Annotated in this window: 13 protein-coding genes; 2 read left to right on the top strand and 11 right to left on the bottom strand. The window is 72.6% G+C overall.

What is annotated here, in order from left to right; genetic code table 11:
• Nucleotides 1–33 precede the first annotated feature (33 nt).
• Nucleotides 34–1,173 carry an amidohydrolase family protein gene (locus DEO23_RS07250; RefSeq protein WP_109275641.1) on the bottom strand — a complete coding sequence of 380 codons (1,140 nt, stop codon included), beginning with the start codon at nucleotides 1,171–1,173 and terminating at the stop codon, nucleotides 34–36.
• Nucleotides 1,174–1,326: 153 nt separating this feature from the next.
• Here DEO23_RS07250 and DEO23_RS07245 point away from each other — a divergent pair, with 153 nt between their 5' ends.
• Nucleotides 1,327–2,247 carry an SRPBCC family protein gene (locus DEO23_RS07245; protein ID WP_109275309.1) on the top strand — a complete coding sequence of 307 codons (921 nt, stop codon included), beginning with the start codon at nucleotides 1,327–1,329 and terminating at the stop codon, nucleotides 2,245–2,247.
• Nucleotides 2,248–2,278: 31 nt separating this feature from the next.
• On the opposite strand, the gene ffh is transcribed toward DEO23_RS07245, so the two are convergent.
• The 9 genes from ffh to DEO23_RS07205 form a co-directional block, all read right to left on the bottom strand.
• Complete coding sequence (ffh, locus tag DEO23_RS07240; protein WP_109275308.1) at nucleotides 2,279–3,871, bottom strand: signal recognition particle protein; 1,593 nt, start codon at nucleotides 3,869–3,871, stop codon at nucleotides 2,279–2,281.
• A 161-nt stretch (nucleotides 3,872–4,032) separates the two neighbouring features.
• Nucleotides 4,033–6,381, bottom strand: coding sequence for a [protein-PII] uridylyltransferase family protein (locus tag DEO23_RS07235; RefSeq protein ID WP_109275307.1), 2,349 nt, complete (start codon nucleotides 6,379–6,381; stop codon nucleotides 4,033–4,035).
• Nucleotides 6,371–6,709 carry a P-II family nitrogen regulator gene (locus tag DEO23_RS07230; protein ID WP_109275306.1) on the bottom strand — a complete coding sequence of 113 codons (339 nt, stop codon included), beginning with the start codon at nucleotides 6,707–6,709 and terminating at the stop codon, nucleotides 6,371–6,373. Before DEO23_RS07230 ends, DEO23_RS07235 begins: the two co-directional genes overlap by 11 nt.
• Nucleotides 6,706–8,163 carry an ammonium transporter gene (locus DEO23_RS07225; protein ID WP_109275305.1) on the bottom strand — a complete coding sequence of 486 codons (1,458 nt, stop codon included), beginning with the start codon at nucleotides 8,161–8,163 and terminating at the stop codon, nucleotides 6,706–6,708. Before DEO23_RS07225 ends, DEO23_RS07230 begins: the two co-directional genes overlap by 4 nt.
• 400 nt (nucleotides 8,164–8,563) lie before the next feature.
• Nucleotides 8,564–10,069 (bottom strand): signal recognition particle-docking protein FtsY, encoded by a 1,506-nt coding sequence (gene ftsY, locus DEO23_RS07220; RefSeq protein WP_109275304.1) that lies wholly within the window; start codon nucleotides 10,067–10,069, stop codon nucleotides 8,564–8,566.
• 100 nt (nucleotides 10,070–10,169) lie between these two features.
• On the bottom strand, nucleotides 10,170–10,319 hold the full coding sequence (locus DEO23_RS16080) for a hypothetical protein (RefSeq protein ID WP_165831759.1): 150 nt from the start codon (nucleotides 10,317–10,319) through the stop codon (nucleotides 10,170–10,172).
• A gap of 155 nt (nucleotides 10,320–10,474) precedes the next feature.
• Nucleotides 10,475–10,897: a nucleoside-diphosphate kinase gene (ndk, locus tag DEO23_RS07215; protein ID WP_109275303.1), complete on the bottom strand. Its 423-nt coding sequence runs from the start codon at nucleotides 10,895–10,897 to the stop codon at nucleotides 10,475–10,477.
• A gap of 48 nt (nucleotides 10,898–10,945) precedes the next feature.
• Nucleotides 10,946–11,368, bottom strand: a complete 423-nt coding sequence (locus DEO23_RS07210) for a DUF4233 domain-containing protein (protein ID WP_109275302.1) — start codon at nucleotides 11,366–11,368, stop codon at nucleotides 10,946–10,948.
• A 2-nt stretch (nucleotides 11,369–11,370) separates the two neighbouring features.
• Nucleotides 11,371–12,744, bottom strand: a complete 1,374-nt coding sequence (locus DEO23_RS07205) for a bifunctional folylpolyglutamate synthase/dihydrofolate synthase (RefSeq protein WP_109275301.1) — start codon at nucleotides 12,742–12,744, stop codon at nucleotides 11,371–11,373.
• Between the two features lie 357 nt (nucleotides 12,745–13,101).
• On the opposite strand from DEO23_RS07205, the gene DEO23_RS07200 reads away from it, so the two are divergent.
• Entirely contained in the window at nucleotides 13,102–14,730 is a 1,629-nt protein-coding gene (locus DEO23_RS07200; protein WP_109275300.1) for a WXG100 family type VII secretion target, read from the top strand.
• Nucleotides 14,731–14,783: 53 nt separating this feature from the next.
• Here DEO23_RS07200 and ileS read toward each other — a convergent pair whose 3' ends face one another.
• On the bottom strand, nucleotides 14,784–18,080 hold the full coding sequence (ileS, locus tag DEO23_RS07195; RefSeq protein ID WP_109275299.1) for an isoleucine--tRNA ligase: 3,297 nt from the start codon (nucleotides 18,078–18,080) through the stop codon (nucleotides 14,784–14,786).
• Nucleotides 18,081–18,221 lie beyond the last annotated feature (141 nt).

Raw genomic sequence — 18,221 nt, 5'->3', positions numbered from 1 at the left:
TGCACGGCCGCCGGACACGCTCGAGGGGCGGTGTCAGCGCACGACGGCCCCGTCCAGGACGATCCGGCTCGGGGCGCGCAGCGTCCGGTGGTCCCGACGCGGGTCCTCGTCCACGACCAGGAGATCGGCCGGGGCGCCGTCCTCCAGTCCGGGCACGCCGAGGAACTCCCGGGGCGCCCAGGAGGCTGCCTGCAGGATCGCGACCGGGTCGAGCCCGCAGGCGGCGAGCTCGTCGAGCTCGTCGTGGATGATCCCGTGGCCCAGCACTCCCCCAGCGTCGGTCCCGGTCAGCAGCTGGATGCCGGCGTCGTGCGCATCGCGGGTGCGCTCGAAGCGCTGCGCGCGCAGACGTCGCATGTGGTCGGCGTAGCGAGGGAACTTCTTCTCGCCCTGGGAGGCGTAGGTCTCGAACTCGTCGACGTTCACGAGGGTCGTCACCACCGGCACGCCCGCCTCCGCTGCGCGGGCGATGGTGGCGTCGGTCAGTCCGGTCGCGTGCTCGAGGCAGTCGAAGCCCGCGTCCAGCACCAGCGGCAGGGTCTCCTCGTCGAAGGTGTGCGTGGTGATGCGGGCGCCGCCGGCGTGGGCCACCTCGGCGGCGACGCGGAAGTCCTCGGCCGACCAGGTGGGGGTGAGGTCCCCGGCCTCCCGGTCGATCCAGTCGCCGACGAGCTTCACCCAGCCGTCCCCGCGCTGCGCCTCGGTGGCGACGGTCGCGGGCAGCTGATCGGGATCGACCTCGTGGGCGTAGCCGATCAGGTAACGACGGGTGCGGGCCACGTGGCGCCCCGCGCGGATGATGCGGGGCAGATCGCTCTCGCGCTGCAGGGGTGCGGTGTCGATGATCGAGCCGGCGTCACGGATCAGCAGCACGCCGGTGTCGCGGTCGGTGCGGGCCTGGCCCCGCGCCTGGTCGAGGGTGGTGCCGGTGCCCTCGTCGCTGATGCCGACGTGGCAGTGCAGGTCGGCGAGGCCGGGCAGCACGTAGCCGTCGACCTCGCGGACCTCGGTGCCGGAGGGCAGGTCGGGGCGCTGGTGGCGGATGCGGCCGCCGACGACCCAGGCCTCGGGGACCTCCTCCTCGGGCCCCAGCAGGATCGGTCCGCGCAGATGCAGGACGGGCGCCTGCGGAGCGGTCCGGTCGTAGGCGGGCCCCTCGCTGCCCGGCCGCATCCCTGCGGCGACGGACTGGCGGGCGGCACGGGCGAAGGGTGCGTCGGAGACCATGCTGCGAGGCTACCCAGTCACGCGCTCCCGGGGGTGGCCGGATCGACCGCCCGGTGATGCAATGGACGTGTCCCACTTCACCGGCGAAGGACGGATCCCATGGGCACGCATCTGGTCACCCGATCCCTGCTCGGCACGGCCCGGGCCCCCGAGATGGTGCTGCGTCGCCACGTGAGCGCCGCCCCGTCGGCGGTGCGAGAGGCCCTGGTCGATCCCGAGCGGCGCTCCCGCTGGCTCGGCGACGTCGAGGGCGACCCCAGCGGGCCCGGCGACTCCTTCGAGCTGCGACTGGGCGATGACGCCTCCGATGCGGCCGTGGGCCGGCTGCTGATGCTCGAGGCGGACCACCTCGCCCTGGCGTGGTCCTGGCAGGGAGAGCGGGACAGCATGATCCACGCCCGCGTGCGTCCCGACGGCGAGGGCGCCGCGATCTGGCTGCGGCACACGCTCACCGAGCCCGACCACGTCGAGGGCTACGGGGGCGGCTGGGAGCAGCTCCTGCAGGCTCTCGCCCGCGAGCTGGGGTGCGAGGCGGCCGAGGCGGCCGACGACGCGGCGATCGAGACCGCCGCCGCCGAGCGCTGGCACCTGATGACCGAGCGGCCCCTCGAGGTCGTCCGCGACCTGCCCGTCCCCGCCGAGAGGGTCTGGGAGGCCTTCACCTCGAGCGAGGGACTCGGGTCCTGGTGGTGGAAGCACTGGGAGGACGTCACGGTCTCGCTCGACACCGAGAACGGCAGCTACCGGATCGACGCCCCGCGGATCGGCACGAGCATCCGCGGGCAGCGTCTGGTCGCCGAGCAGCCGTCGCGCCTGGCGGCCACCTGGGTTTGGGCCGACCAGGACGGCACAGCCGTCGACGAGGCGATCGACCTGCACCTGACCGCCGGCGGCGACGGCGCGGGCACCCGCCTGACACTGCGCCACACGGGTCCGTGGGCGGAGGACTCCCTGCCCGAGAACTACCGGCAGGGCTGGGACGCCAGCCTCGATCAGCTCTCCGAGGTGCTCAGGGGCTGAGGGACGGCGAACGCGGGGACGGTCCCGGTGCTCAGCGCCCCTTGCCGAAGAGCTTCTGCATCTCGGGCGGCAGCTGCGAGGGGTCGATGTCCGAGAGATCGCCGGCACCCTGACCGGAGGGCGCCCCGCCGCCGAAGGCCGAGCCGCTGCTCGCGGGCTGCTCGGCGGCGCGGCGCGCGGCCTCGGCCTCCTCACGAGCGGCCTTGGCGGGGTTCTTCGACTTGGACTTCTTGCCCTTCTTGGCGGGGGCCTGCATGCGGCCGCGGGACTTCTTGCCCGCTCCCATGCCGGGCATGCCCGGCATGCCGCCGCCCATGCCGCCGCGACCGCCCATCGACCGCATTGCCTGCTGGGCGTTCTTGAAGTTCTCCAGCAGCTGGTTGATCTGCTGGACGGTCGAGCCGGAGCCCTTGGCGATGCGCGAGCGGCGCGAGCCGTTGATGATCTTGGGATCGGCGCGCTCTGCCGGCGTCATCGAGCGGATGATCGCCTCGATGCGGCCCAGCTGGCTGTCGTCGAAGTTGTCCAGCTGATCGCGGAACTGCCCCATGTTCGGCATCATGCCGAGCATCTTCTTGAGGCTGCCCATCTTCTTGATCTGCTGCATCATCCCCAGGAAGTCGTCCAGGGAGAGGTCCTGGCCGCTCTGGAGCTTGCTCGCGGTCTTCTCGGCCTCGGCCTGGTCGAAGGTGCGCTCGGCCTGCTCGATGAGGGTGAGCACGTCACCCATGTCCAGGATCCGGCTGGCCATGCGGTCGGGGTGGAAGCGCTCGAAGTCGCCGAGCTGCTCGCCGGTGGAGGCGAACAGGATCGGCCGCTCGGTGACACCGGTGATCGAGAGCGCGGCACCACCGCGGGCATCACCGTCGAGCTTGGAGAGCACCACACCGGAGAAGCCGACGCCGTCGCGGAAGGCCTCGGCGACCCTCGCGGCGTCCTGCCCGATCATCGCGTCGACCACGAAGAGGGTCTCGTCCGGATGCACGGCGTCGCGGATGTCGCGCGCCTGCTGCATCATCTCCTCGTCGATGCCGAGGCGACCGGCGGTGTCGACGATGACCACGTCGTGCTGCTGGAACTGGGCGGTCGAGACACCGTTCAGCGCCACCTGCACCGGATCGCCCACGCCGTTGCCCGGCTCGGGCGCGAAGACGGGCACGCCCGCACGCTCGCCGACGATCTGGAGCTGGTTCACGGCGTTGGGTCGCTGCAGGTCGGCGGCGACCAGGATCGGGGTGTGCCCCTCCCCCTTCATCCACTTCGCGAGCTTGCCGGCCAGAGTGGTCTTGCCGGCGCCCTGGAGGCCCGCGAGCATGATCACCGTGGGCGGGTTCTTGGCGAAGGACAGCTCCCCGGTCGCACCGCCGAGGACGGTCACCAGCTCGTCGTTGACGATCTTGACGACCTGCTGGGCGGGGTTCAGCGCCTTGGAGACCTCCTCGCCGAGGGCCCGCTCACGCACGGCGCCGGTGAAGGAGCGCACGACGCTGACGGCGACGTCGGCGTCCAGCAGGGCGCGGCGGATCTCGCGGATCGTCTTGTCGACGTCCGCCTCGCTCAGACGGCCATGGCCTCGCAGCCCCTGGAGGGACGCTGTGATGCGGTCGGAGAGGTTGTTGAACACGAAAGCGGCTTCCCCTTGCTCGGACGGACCGCCCCAGTGTAGTCAGCCGCCCCGTGCACGCCATGCCCGCGGGCATGCAGCGCGGCCCACCTCACCCGCGCGGCCCGGCCCGGCCCGCGGGGGCGCCCCCTCCGGGCATGCCCCGTGGCGCGCGGGAGCGCTCAGGTCGCGGCGGCGTCCATCAGGGCGGCGATCACGCGACCCACCATCGGCGCATCGAGCGGGCGGCCCCGGGTGTCGGTCAGGTAGAGGACGTCGACGGCGCGCTGGCCGAGGGTCATCACGTGGGCGCTGCGCACGTGGAGGCGGTGGAGGGTGATCATCTCGGCCACGTCCGCCAGCAGGCTCGGTCGGTTGCGAGCGTTGACCTGGACGACCGTCGCCTCGCTCGAGGCGCCGGGGAGGAGGGTCACCACGGGTGCGTCCTCGGCCGTGCGGGGCGGGGCACCGGGGGCCACGTCCAGCACACGCGCAGCGGGGTCCTCACGACGCCGGATCTCCCGTTCGAGGGCCGAGCGCAGCGCGGTGGGATGGGGCTGCTCGGAGGGACGGCCGGTGACCCACCAGGTGTTGACGGCGACCCCGTCGAGGGTCAGCACCACGGCGCTGCGCACGTCCATGCGGTGACGCGCGAGCACTCTGGCCTGGGCGGCGAAGACCCCGGGCCCATCGGGCGCACCGAGGCACACCTGGGTGATGGGCTCCTGATCGGTGGGCGCGGGGTAGAGCACCTGGGCTCCGCCGGTGCGCACCACGGCCTCGCGGACCGCCTCCTGGACCGCGCGCTGCGGGGCGAGCAGGTCACGCGGGGCGCGCGGGGTCCCGGTGAGGGCGTCGCGGGCCTGCGCGGTGACGTGGTCGACGAGCTGCGAGCGCCAGGAGGACCAGGCGGCGGGCCCGGCGGCGCGCGCGTCGGCCTCGGTGAGAGCCCGCAGCAGCTCGAGCGTGCCCAGATCGCGGCCGACGGCCTGCAGGAGCGCCTCCAGGGTGCTCGCATCCGAGGGGTCCCGACCGGTGGCGAGCTCGACGAGGGTGAGGTGCTCACGGACCAGGAGCTCGACGAGGTCGGCGTCGGAGGCGTCGAAGCCCAGCCGCAGGGCCGCCGCGCGCGCCAGCGGCGCTCCCTCGGCGGCATGGTCCCTGCTGCCCGCTCGCTTCCCCAGGTCGTGCAGGAGCGCAGCGACCAGCAGGATGTCGGGGCGGTCGACGGTGCCGAGCATGGCCTGCGCCTCGCGCACCGTCTCGATCTGGTGGCGGTCCACGGTGAAGCGGTGCACCGGCGAGCGCTGCGGCCGGTTGCGCACGCCGTCCCAGCCGGCGACCCAGCGACCGAAGGCGCCGTGCACGTCGAGGGCCTCGTAGGTGGGGCCGATGTGCTCGCCGGCCAGGGCATCCACCAGGACGTCACGCTGGAGGGCGCTGAGCGAGGAACGGGTCGGACCGCTCGCGAGGCGGCTCAGGGTGGCATCGGCCAGCGGCATGCCGCTGGTGGCGGCGAGCCTCACGGCCGCCAGATCGCGCAGCGGATCGCTCGCCCGGGGGTCGATCGAGACCTCGCCTCCCTGGACGATGACGCCGTGGGGATGGCGGGTGAGGACGGGACGACGATCGGCACCCAGGCCCCGCGTCCCGCGGCCCCCGGGAGCCGCGGCGGCCCGCGCGGCGCGCACCGTGCGGTGCAGCTGCCAGGCGACCGCACGGGAGGCGTCGGCGAGGGCCGCGAGATGATCGTCGGCGGTGTCGAACCCTGTCAGGCCCGCGACCGAGTCCTGGTCGGCTCGGGTGAGGCGGGTGGTGCCGCGTCCGGTGACCGTCTGCAGGGCGTCGCGGGCGTCCAGCAGCACCTCGGAGGCCTCGTCGAGCACGCGGTGGTCGTGATCGGCGAGCCAGGACTCGGCGAAGGCCCGGATGACGACGGTGTCGCGCAGCCCGCCGCGATCGGACTTGAGGTTGGGCTCGGTCGAGTGGGCGAGCTGGCCGTAGCGGCCCTCCCGGTCCTCCGCGATCCCGATCAGCTCCTCGGTGAAGCGGCGGGCGTCCCGGCGCCACTGCGCGCGCACCCGGGCGGCAGCCTCGTCCACGAGCGCGACGTCGCCCGCGACCGGGCGGAGGTCGAGCAGGGAGATCGCTGCACGCAGGTCCTCCTGGGCAACCTTCGCGCACTCCTCGGGGCTGCGCACCGCATGGTCGAGGGAGGTCCCGGAATCCCAGATCGGGTACCACAGGCGTGCTGCGAGGGCACCCGCCTCCTCCTCCCCCATCGGCTCCGGATCCACCAGCAGGATCAGGTCGAGGTCGCTCATCGGCCCCAGGTCGCGCCGCCCCAGGGACCCGATCGCGGCCAGGGCGGCCCCGGACGCCGGAGCGCCGGCCGCCTCCCAGAGCTCCCCGAGCCATCCGTCCACCAGGACGGCGTGCTCGTGGCGCCGGGAGGGGCCGGCCTGCGGGTCAGCGAAGCCCGCGTGCAGGACGTGGGTGAGACGTCTGCCGGGCAACGGCTCAGACGGCATCCGCACCCCTGTCCCCCGTGCGCACGCGGACGACCTCGACCACGTCGGTGACCCAGACCTTGCCGTCGCCGATGCGACCGCTGCGCGCGGTGCGCACGATCAGATCGACCGCCTCGGCCACGCTCTCGTCCGGCAGCACGATCTCGATCCTGCTCTTGGGGATCTGGTCGATCCGGTACTCGGCGCCGCGGTAGACCTCGGTGTGCCCTCCCTGGCGTCCGTAGCCGGCGACCTCGGTGACCGTCATCCCGGCGACGCCGTACTCGCGCAGGGCGTCGGCGACGTCGTTGAGGGCGTGGGGCTGGACGATGGCGGTGATGAGCTTCATCGGGGGTCTCCTGTCGTGGCGGGCGCGGCGCGCTCGGCGGGCTCAGCAGGTCGGGACTCCTCGGTCCCGGCCGGGACCGAGGACGAGGCGACCGCGGGTTCCCCGGTGCGCTCGGCGTCCGTCGCCTCGTGGGCTCCCTCCCCGCGGGACGGGGTGGGGGTCGGGGCGGAGGTCGCCGTCGGCACCGGGGAGGCGCTGCGGCGGGAGGTGAAGCCGCCCATCAGGTCCCAGCCGGTCTCCGCGTGGCGGGTGACGTCGATGCCGGTGAGCTCCTCCTCCTCGGTGATCCTCCACCCCATGATGCCCTTCAGGGCGAGGGCGATGATCGCGGTGACCGCCGCGGAGAACACCATCGCACCGATCGCGATCACGATCTGCACGAGCAGCTGGCGCACGCCGCCGCCGTAGAAGAGGCCGGTCTCGGTGCCCAGGAAGCCGATCAGGACGGTGCCGACCAGACCGCCGACCAGGTGCACACCGACCACGTCGAGGGAGTCGTCGAAGCCGAGCCGGTACTTCAGGCCCACCGCCAGCGCGCACACCGCGCCGGAGACCGCGCCCAGCACGATCGCGCCGACGGGGCTGACCGCGGCGGCGGCCGGCGTGATCGCGACGAGCCCTGCCACCACGCCCGAGGCGGCGCCCAGGCTGGTCACCCGGCGGTCGCGGATCTTCTCGGTGATCATCCAGCCGACCATCGCGGCGGCCGTCGCGACCGTCGTGTTGACCCAGGCGAGTCCGGCGGTGCCGTCGGCGGTCCCGGCGGAGCCGGCGTTGAAGCCGAACCATCCGAACCACAGCAGCGCCGCACCCAGCATCACCAGCGGCAGGCTGTGGGGCTTCATGGGATCCTTGCCCCAGCCCAGTCGCCTGCCCACGATCAGCGCCAGCACGAGACCCGCGGTGCCGGCGTTGATGTGGACCACCGTGCCGCCGGCGAAGTCGATCGGCTCGGCGATCGCGGCGAAGGGGCCGTCGGCCGAGAACAGGCCACCGCCCCACACCATGTGGGCCATCGGGGCGTAGCACAGGATGATCCAGGCCACGCTGAAGGCGATCCAGGTCCCGAAGCGGACGCGATCGGCGATCGCCCCGGAGATCAGGGCGACGGTGATGATCGCGAAGGTCATCTGGAATCCGGCGGCCACCAGGAAGGGCACCCCGGACTCGGCGAGCAGGGACTGCGAGTCCTCGCCGTGCAGCCCGAAGAACTGCAGCGGGTTGCCGAAGACCCCGCCGATGTCGTTCCCGAAGGCGATCGAGTAGCCGACGAGCGTCCAGACGATCGCACCGACCCCGAGGGCCGCGAACGACATCAGCATCATGTTCAGCACGGTGCGGGCGCGCACCATGCCGCCGTAGAAGAACGCGAGAGCGGGCGTCATCAGAAGCACGAGCGACGCACTCACCAGCAGCCAGGCGGTGGCCCCGGTGTCGAGGGTGAAGGGCTCCATGTCCAGTCCTGTCTCGGAGGAACCGGGGCCTCCTGCGGAGGGCCGGTGGGCCCGGGACGGGCCGTAGCGACATGGTGGGCCGAGACTCCTGCGAACGCCCATGCGAGAGGGCGTCGTGATCATTTCGTGACCGGACGTCCGTCCCCCAAGACGACCGCGCCCCGGGGCCGCAGTGCTCCGAAGGCGGCGTGAGAGGCCTCGGTGGGAGGCCCCGGGGGGACGCCCCGCGATCTCGGAGAGCACGCCGCCACCACGACGGGACGAGCAAGGGCCGCCGCTCCCTGTTGGGGGCGACGGCCCTACGCGTCCTCTCGGCCGCCTTCACGATCTCCCAGGTCGCGGACCGGACCGTGGGCGTCCACGGGGTGATCCAGACGTCGCGACCCGGCTGAGACCGGGCTCAGGCCTCCAGCAGGGCGTCGACGAATCCGTGGGCGTCGAAGGGTGCGAGGTCGTCCATGCCCTCGCCGAGTCCCACCATCTTCACCGGCACCCCGAGGGCGCGCTGGACGTTGACGACGATGCCGCCCTTGGCGGTGCCGTCGAGCTTGGTGAGGACGATGCCGGTGACCTCGACGACCTCCGCGAACACCTTGGCCTGCTGCATGCCGTTCTGCCCGGTGGTGGCGTCCAGGACCAGCAGGACCTCCGCGACCTCGTCGCCGTGCAGGGCCTTCTGGGCGACCCGGCGCACCTTGCCGAGCTGGTCCATGAGGTCACGCTTGTTCTGCAGGCGCCCGGCGGTGTCGACGATGACGACGTCGGCGCCCTGGGTGATCCCCTCGGTGACGGCGTCGAAGGCCACGGAGGCGGGATCGGCGCCGTCGCGGTCGGAGCGCACCGTGTCCACACCGACCCGGGACCCCCAGGTCGCGAGCTGATCGGCGGCGGCCGCACGGAAGGTGTCGGCGGCGCCGAGCACGACGGTGCGGCCCTCGGCGACGAGCACGCGGGCGAGCTTGCCGACCGTGGTCGTCTTGCCGGTGCCGTTGACCCCGACCATGAGGGCGACCGAGGGCACCTCGGTGCCGTCGGGGGCGGTGCGCCGGCTGGCGGCGAGTCGCCGGTCGAGCTCCGGGTCCACCAGAGCCAGCAGCTCGGTGCGCAGCGCCTCGCGGATCTGCTCGGGATCCTCGGTGCCGATCACCTGGATGCGCCGGCGCAGGTTCTGCATGAGCTCGTCGGTGGCATCCGGACCGAGGTCTGCCATCAGCAGCGTCTCCTCGATCTCGTCCCAGGTGTTCTCGTCGATGTTGCCGCTGGTCAGCAGCCCGAGGAGCCCGCGACCGATGCTGCCCGAGCGCGAGAGACGGTCGCGCAGGCGCTCCATGCGCCCGGCCGCGGGCTCGGGGGTCTCCAGCGGCGGTGCGGTCTCGGCACCGGCGGCGTCGCCCGGTGCCGGCGCGACCTCGGTCTGCGCCGTCTCGTCGGCGGGCGCCGAGGGCGCCGAGGGCGCCGTGCCGGGGCGGTCAGTCGCCGCGGTGTCGGGGCTCTGGGTGCGAGAAGGTTCCGTCCCCGGGATGACCGGGTTCGAGGGGTGCGCGGCGCGGGCGGAGGCCTCGCTGCTCGTCGTGGGACGACCCTCGCCCTCGGCGGTGGGCGTGCGCGGCGTCTGCTCCTCGGCGGTCGAGGGCTGGTCGGCCGAGGCCCCGGTGGCCGTCGAGGCGTCCTGGCTGCCGGGGCGCGTCGGGGCGGAGAGCGTGTCGCCCCAGGTGGGCGCCGCAGGGCGGTCGCTGCGGGGGCGCTGGGCGGTGGTGGTGCCGCCGCTGCGGGTCGAGGGGCCCTGCTCGTCCCCTCCGGAGCCGCGACGCCCCTTGCTGCGCACCCATGCCCAGGCGCCGGCACCGATGACGACGATGCCGCCTCCAGCACCGGCGAGAACGGCGAGGATGTCATTCGGGTCCACTGGTCACCTCCGGGTCGAACGGCGCCGGTCGGCGCGGGCCTCGAACAGTGTAGGGGGCCTGACGGGAGGGAGGGATCAGGTGTTCAGGCCCCGCGTCCGTTCAGGCCCCGCGTCGCGTGCGGGAGGATCCGCGCAGGACGGTGCCGTCCTCGCCGCGCTCGACCGAGCGCGCGCTGAGCGCCGTCAGCACGAGGACGAGCGCACCCACCACGACTGCGAAGAGAAGGAAGACGACCACCACGATGCCCATGGCGTCATTCTGACGATCCGGGCACGCCGGCACCACCATCCTGGGGAGCGGCGTCGGTGCGACCTTGGTCACATTCTCGTGCGTCGTCGGTGCCCGCCGCACGGGCGGGCCGGAGCGCTCGCCGGCCCCGGTGTACGGGACCGACGAGCGCAGTGTCAGACGAGGCCGGGGAACCAGATGCCGATCTCGCGCTCGGCGGACTCGGTGGAGTCGGAGCCGTGCACGAGGTTCTGGATCACCGGGGCGTCCCACTCGCGGGCGAGATCACCGCGGATGGACCCGGGAGCGGCCTCGGTGGGGTTGGTGGCCCCGGCGAGGGAGCGGAACCCGGCGATCACGCCCTCGCCCTCGGCGACCAGCGCGACCAGCGGGCCGGACCCCATGTACGTCACGAGAGGGGCGTGGAAGGGCTTGCCCTCGTGCTCGGCGTAGTGCTGGGCGAGGGTGTCGGGATCGGGGACCCGCTGGTCGAGAGCGAGGATGCCGTAGCCCTTGGCCTCGAGGCGGCGCAGGATCTCGCCGCGCAGGCCGCGCTCGACGGCGTCGGGCTTGAGCAGGATCAGAGTGCGTTCGGTCATGGCCCGACTGTATCGGCCGACGGCCGTGGTCACCGCATCGTCGAGATCTCAGTCGCCCGTCGACGCCGAGGGCGCGTCCTCGGGATGCGCAGCCCAGTAGCGCGCGTCGACGGCGTCCTTCTGGGCATCCAGGGTGTGGCCCTTGAGCACGCCGAACACGTAGAGCGCGGCGAAGAGGATGCCGACGATCCACATGGCGGGGACCCAGATGCCCAGCAGGATCATCGGGATCTGCAGCACGGCCCCCAGCACGTACGGCCAGCCGCGCTTGCGCAGCATCCCGGCGCAGGCGACCAGGAGCAGGGCGGTCACCAGGGAGAGGGACCACACGGGGAGGCGGTCGGCCGGATTCAGCTGATGGGAGACGAGGGCGGCGAAGAACGCCACGAGCGCCTCGACGGTGAGCGTGGTGGAGCTGAGCATCCGCTGCGCACCGTGGGGGCGCCGGGAGGGCGTGAGGTCCGGGAGCATGATCAGTCCTCCTCCCCGGCGCCGAGGAGATCGCGCACCTCGGCGGCGAGGGTCACGGACCCGGCTGCCACGACGCCGCCGAACTGGTCACCTGCGTCCTCGGCGAGGTCGACGGCCCTCTGGATCGCATCGGGCAGCGAGGCGGCCTCCAGCACGCGCTCCTCGTCCTCGAAGACCTCGCGGGCGATGTCCGCGAGACGGTCGGCGGGGATCGCCCGCGGGGAGGAGGACTGGGTGATCACCACGGAGTCCAGCAGCGGCTCGAGGGTCGCGAGCAGCTGCTCGGCGTCCTTCTCCTGGAGGATGCCGACCAGGCCGATGGTGCGGGTGAAGCGGAAGCTCTCGCGCACGGTCGCGACCAGCGCCTCGGCTCCCGCGGGGTTGTGCGCGGCGTCCACCAGGACCGTCGGCGCCTGGCGCACCACCTCGGCGCGCCCGGGAGAGGTGACGGTCGCCAGGCCCTCGGTCAGCAGGTCGGAACCGAGCGGCGTCTCTCCCCCGCCCAGCAGCGCCTCGCAGGCGGCGATCGCGAGCAGGGCGTTGTGGGCCTGGTGCTCACCCAGCAGGGGCAGGAAGACGTCCTCGTAGCGGCCGGCCATGCCCTGGAAGGTGACCAGCTGGCCGCCGACGCCCGGCGTGCGCGAGAGCACCCCGATCTGCTCGCCCTCGACCGCGGCCTCCGCGGCGAGCTGCTGGAGCCGTTCGGCCAGGACGTCGGCCGCGCCGAGCTCGGGCTGCTCGGCGATCACGGCGAGCGCACGCTCGGTGAGGATCCCGGCCTTCTCGCCGGCGATCTCCTCGATGCTCTCCCCCAGGTACTCCTGGTGGTCGAAGCCGATGGGGGTGATCACGGTGACGTCGGGATCGATCACGCCCGTCGCATCCCAGGTGCCGCCCATGCCGGTCTCGACGACGGCGACGTCCACCGGGGCGCTCGCGAACGCCTGATAGGCCATGGCCACGAGGTACTCGAAGTAGGTCAGGCGCGGCCCGCCCGCCTCCTCCGACTCGGCGTCGACGATCTGCGCGAAGGGCTCGACGTCGCGGTAGGCCTGGACGAAGGCCTCCTCGTCGACGGGGACGCCGTCGACGGCGATCCGCTCGACCGGGGAATGCAGGTGGGGGCTGGTGGTGCGACCTGTGCGCAGGCCCGCTGCGCGCAGGATCGCCTCGGTGATGCGCGCCGTGGTGGTCTTGCCGTTGGTGCCGGCGATCCGGATCGAGCGGTAGGAGTTCTGGGGGTCCCCCATCAGCTCCATCACCCGGCGGATGCGCTCCAGGTCGGGCTCGATCCAGTTCTCGGGGGCCCGCTCGAGCAGCGCGGCGTAGACCTCGCGCAGCTCGGGGCCGAACGCGGGACGGGACACACGGGGCACTGCGGCTCCTCCGGACGATCTGGTGGGACGGGCGACGCGGTGACCGGCCGCCCTTGTTCACAGGACGGGCGGCGCGCTGCCGGTGCGGTCGGCCGACGGTCGGGACAGCCGTGCCGGCGCCGGGTCCAGTCTACGAGCGGGGAACGCATCGTTCCTCCCCACCGTGCGCGCATCCACATGCCCCCGGATCCCGTGGTCCGACGCGCACGTTCTCCCTAGCCTCTGGAGCGACCCCGGCTGCTCGGGGGCCGGGTCGACGAGGAGGAGGGCCGCCGTGGTCGCCAGCGAGAGCGAGGTCGGAGCAGGGCGCGCGGAGCCGCGGGCGCACAGGCGCGTGGGCGTCCCGGGGATCGGCCGATGAACGGCTTCCTCGGGATGGACACCGCCCAGGTGCGGCAGCACGCCCTCCGGCTCCGTGCCGCGAGCGCCCGCATGGACGCGCTGAGGGTCGGCCTCGACCCGGCGATGGCGGGACTGAGCTGGAAGGGAGTGGATGCGGACGCCTTCCGGGCAGCGTGGGCGGAGCTGTCCACCGGGCCTCTGCACTCACTCCCCACCGACCTCGTGGCACTCGGCCTCAGCGCCGAACGCCACGCCGCCGAGCAGGACGCCGCCTCGGACGTGGAATGGAACGGCGAGACCCGGGGCGGCCGATCGGGCGGCGAGGAGGCATCGAGGATCCCGCCCGCCCCGTCTCCCGAGCGGCGCAGGGGCTATCTGCGCGAGGACGATCCGTTCCTGGCGGATCCGTTCGAGACCCGCGTCGAGGGGATACTCTCCCACTCCGCCCACCGGCTCTCCGAGGCCGTCGGGTGGGGCTGGGACCTCGGGCTCGACGGTCTCGGGGTCGGGATCGACGCCCTGGGGCGCCGCAGCGCGGCGGTCGACCAGCTGCGCGCGGACGGCGACCGGCTCGGCGGGATCCTCGAGGACTGGGCGGCCGGCGAGCGCGTGCCCACGTACGCCGAGCTGACGGCATCGGGGCTGCTCACCGCGGGGTCGGCCGGCGTCACCGCCTACGAGGCGACGGGGAACCGGGACACGGCGCTCCTCGACGACCGTCCGGGCGGACTCGTCACCGGAGTCCTCGTGGACACCGAGCAGCATCCCGGCCCGCGCGACCTCGGTGATCTGATCATCGGCAACGACGACCTGCGCATGGAGGGCGAGGGCCAGGGGCCGACAGGCTCCCTGGCGACCGGCCGGATCGGCGTTCAGGAGGTCCACAGCACGGCCGGTGGGGATCCGGTCTACATCGTGCAGGTCCCACCCACCGAAGGCGCGGGGATCGGGGAGGTCCCCGAGGCGTACGGCGGTCAGGGCAACTCCCGGGACTGGGGATCGAACCTGCGGCTCGTGGCGGGCCAGGACCCGGCGGCGATGGACGACGTCCGTGCCGCTCTCACGGAGGCCGAGGTCCCCGCCGGCGCACAGGTCATGCTCGTGGGCCACTCCCAGGGCGGGATCATCACCTCGCACCTGGCGGCGGACCCGGGCTTCAACAGCACGAGCGGCGCCGCGGGCACCTACGACGTCACCACGAGCTTCTCGTTGGGCTCCCCGGTCCAGACCGTGCTGCCGGCGCAGGATTCGACCGAGGTGGTGAACGTCGCCCATGGTCCGATCGGCCTGGACCCCGCGGTCACCCCCGGCCCCGACCTGCGGTACACCGGGGATCCGGTCGCGGAGCTGGACCTGCAGGGCGCACAGGTCGGAGGCGGGTTCCTGAGCGCCCCGAACGTGCACGAGGTGGTGCTGCCGGGGAGCACCCGCCGCGTGAGCGACGGGGTCCCGGGCGTGGCGGCGAACCACGATTCCTACGACGAGCGACACCCCGGGGACCTCTACTACGGCAGCGTGCAGCGGCACGCCGCCTCGGATCCGGTGCTCTCGGGTCTCCGGGGCGACCTCGAGGGGAGGTACATCGGAGAAGGCACCTACGTGGCGAGGTCGACCGTGGTGGAGGTCGGCCGCGGCGCCCCCTGATCCCTCACCGGGCAGACATCGAGCCGGTGCAGGGAGAAGGGGCGCCGAGCCGGTCAGACCTTCGCGACCGACACGGTCACGGTGCCTCCGGAGACCTTCTCGCCGGCCGCGTGCGCTCCCGTGGCCGGCTCGGCCGGGACGGACAGCTCGGTGGCGAGCACCTCGGCGGCCACCAGGTCCCGGTGTGCCGCGACCGCCTCGACGACCTGCTGGTCGCCCGCGACGGTGAGGCTGATGCGGTCCGAGACGTCCAGCCCCGCCTCGCGCCGTGCGGCCTGGATCGCGCGGACCACGTCACGCGCCGTGCCCTCGGCCTCGAGCTCGGGCGTGAGGCGGGTGTCCAGGACCAGGAAGTCCCCGCCGCGCAGCACACCGATCGCGCGGCCCTCGGCGCCCGAGTCGGATCCCGCGACGAGGTCGAGCGTGTACTCGCCCTCCTCGAGGGCGATGCCGCCGGAGGTGACGGTGCCGTCCTCGGCCACGGACCAGTCCCCGCCCTTGGAGCCCTTGATCACTGTCTGGACCTGCTTGCCCAGACGCGGCCCCGCGGCGCGGGCGTTGACGCTCAGACGCTGCTCGACGCCCAGGCCCTGGGCCTCCTCACTCGCGACGTCCAGCAGGCGCACCTGCTTGATGTTCAGCTCGTCGGCCAGGAGCTCCGTGAACGGCTCGAGGGAGGCCGGGTCGCTGTGGACCACGGTCAGCTCGGCGAGGGGCAGTCGCGCCCGCAGCCCCTCCTTCTTGCGCAGGGAGTTGCCCACGCTCGCCACCCGTCGCACGTCGTCCATCCGAGTGACCAGCGCGGAGTCCTGCGGGAACGCCTCGGCGTCGGGCCAGTCGGTCAGGTGCACCGACCGCTCCCCCGTGAGCTGCCGGAAGATCTGCTCGGCGACCATGGGCAGCAGGGGCGCGGCGACCTGGCAGAGCGTCCGCAGGCAGGTCGAGAGCACGTCGATCGCCTGCTCGTCGCCCTCCCAGAAGCGGTCACGGGAGCGTCGGACGTACCAGTTGGTGAGCATGTCCAGGTAGTCCTGGATCTGCTCGGCGGCGTCGGCGATCGCGAGCCCCTCGAAGGAGCTGCGCACCCCGCGCACGAGATCGCCGGTGCGCGCGAGCAGATAGCGATCCATGACGTCGGTCGAGTCGAAGCGCTCCCGGCCGCGGTACCCCTCGGGGCTGCCCTGGGCGTCCTTGGGGCCGGCCGCGTTGGCGTACAGGCCCAGGAAGTACCAGACGTTCCACAGCGGCAGCACCACCTGCCGGGTGGCGTCGCGGATCTTCGCCTCGTCCACGATGAGGTTCCCGCCGCGCAGGATCGGCGAGCTCATCAGGAACCAGCGCATCGCGTCGGCCCCGTAGGTCGAGTACATCTCGCGCACGTCGGGGTAGTTGCGCAGGGACTTGCTCATCTTCTGGCCGTCCTCGCCCAGCACGATGCCGTGGCAGATGACGGAGGTGAAGGCGGGGCGGTCGAACAGCGCCGTGGAGAGCACGTGCATCATGTAGAACCAGCCGCGGGTCTGGCCGATGTACTCGACGATGAAGTCCGCCGGGTTGTGGCCCTCGAACCATTCGCGGTTCTCGAAGGGGTAGTGCACCTGGGCGAACGGCATCGACCCCGAGTCGAACCAGACGTCGAAGACGTCGGTGATGCGGCGCATCGTCGAGGCCCCGGTGGGGTCGTCGGGGTTGGGCCGGGTGAGCTCGTCGATGTAGGGACGGTGCAGGTTGACCTCGCCGTGCTCGTCGCGCGGGAGCGTCCCGAAGGCCTCCTCGAGCTCCGCCAGGGAGCCGTACACCTCGATCCGCGGGTGGTTGGGGTCATCGCTCTTCCACACCGGGATCGGCGAGCCGAAGTAGCGGTTGCGGGAAATCGCCCAGTCGCGCGCGCCCTCGAGCCAGGTGCCGAACTGGCCGTGCTTGACGTTGCCGGGGACCCAGTCGATCTGCTCGTTGAGCTCGAGCATCCGCTCGCGCTGATCGGCGACCTTCACGTACCAGGAGCTGACCGCCTTGTAGATCAGCGGCTTCCGGCAGCGCCAGCAGTGCGGGTAGGAGTGCACGTAGCTCTTCTCGCGCAGCAGCCGGCCCTCGCGCTGGAGGTTGCGGATGATGGGGCGGTTCGCCTCAAACACCTGCACACCCGCGATCTCGTCGAGATCGGTGCCGCGGAAGTAGTCGAGGAACTGGGCGCCGTCGTCGACCGAGACGATCACCGGGATCCCGTACTCGGCGCTGACCTGCTGGTCGACCTCGCCGTAGGCGGTCGCCTGGTGGACCACGCCGGTGCCGTCGTCGGTCGAGACGTAGTCCGCGACGGTCACGATCCACGCGTTCTGGGTGCCCCAGCGCTCGCGGTCCTCGGAGTAGACGGTCCACAGCGGCTCGTAGGCCACGTGCTCGAGCTCGGAACCCCGGTAGCGGCGCTCCGCGACCGCGGCCTGGGCCTCCTCGGCCGAGGCGTAGCCGAGCTCGCTCGCGTAGTCGCCGACGAGCGCCGCGGCGAGCAGGTAGGAGCCCTCGCCCGCCGCGGTGCCGTCGGCCGTGCCCTCCGGCCCGGCGGGCACCACCGCGTACTCGACCTCGGGGCCGACGGCCAGCGAGAAGTTCGTGGGCAGGGTCCACGGGGTCGTCGTCCACGCGAGCGCCTTGACCCCCGCCAGCCCCAGCTCCTCCGCCTTCTCGCCGACGAAGGGGAAGGTGACGGTGACGGTCGGGTCCTGGCGATCCTGGTAGACGTCGTCGTCCATGCGCAGCTCGTGCGAGCTCAGCGGCGTCTGGTCGTTCCAGCAGTAGGGCAGCACGTAGTAGCCCTCGTAGGCGCGGCCCTTGTCGTAGAGGGTCTTGAAGGCCCACAGCACCGACTCCATGAAGGAGGGGTCCAGGGTCTTGTAGTCGTTCTCGAAGTCGACCCAGCGCGCCTGGCGGCTGACGTACTCCTCCCACTCCTTGGTGTACTTCAGCACCGAGTTGCGGGCGGCGTTGTTGAACGCCTGGACGCCCATCTCCTCGATCTCGGCCTTCTCGGTCATGCCGAGCTCGCGCATGGCCTCGAGCTCGGCGGGCAGCCCGTGGGTGTCCCAGCCGAAGCGACGGTCCACCTTGTAGCCGTCCATGGTGCGGAAGCGCGGGATGACGTCCTTGACGAACCCGGTCAGCAGGTGCCCGTAGTGCGGGAGGCCGTTGGCGAAGGGAGGGCCGTCGTAGAAGACGAACTCGGGGGCGCCCTCGCGCCGGGCGATCGAGGCGCGGAAGGTCTCGTCCTCCTCCCAGAAGCCCAGGACGCTGTTCTCCAGGGCGGGAAGGTTCGGCGAGGGGACGAGCGGGTCTCCGGAGACCGGGTAGACCATGGCAACCTCCGAGGGGTGCGTGGACGGACGGCGACGATGCTGTCCGAGGACGCTGCTCCCACCGCCGTCACCAGGACGACCGGCGCGATCGCGCGGTACCACCTCGGTTGATGCCCGACAGGGCATCCCCTTGTTCCTCAG

The sequence above is a fragment of the Brachybacterium endophyticum genome (assembly GCF_003130585.1).
GTDB lineage: Bacteria > Actinomycetota > Actinomycetes > Actinomycetales > Dermabacteraceae > Brachybacterium > Brachybacterium endophyticum.
The sequence above is the reverse complement of the archived record's forward strand: the minus strand, read 5'-3'. Positions and strand labels throughout refer to the sequence as shown.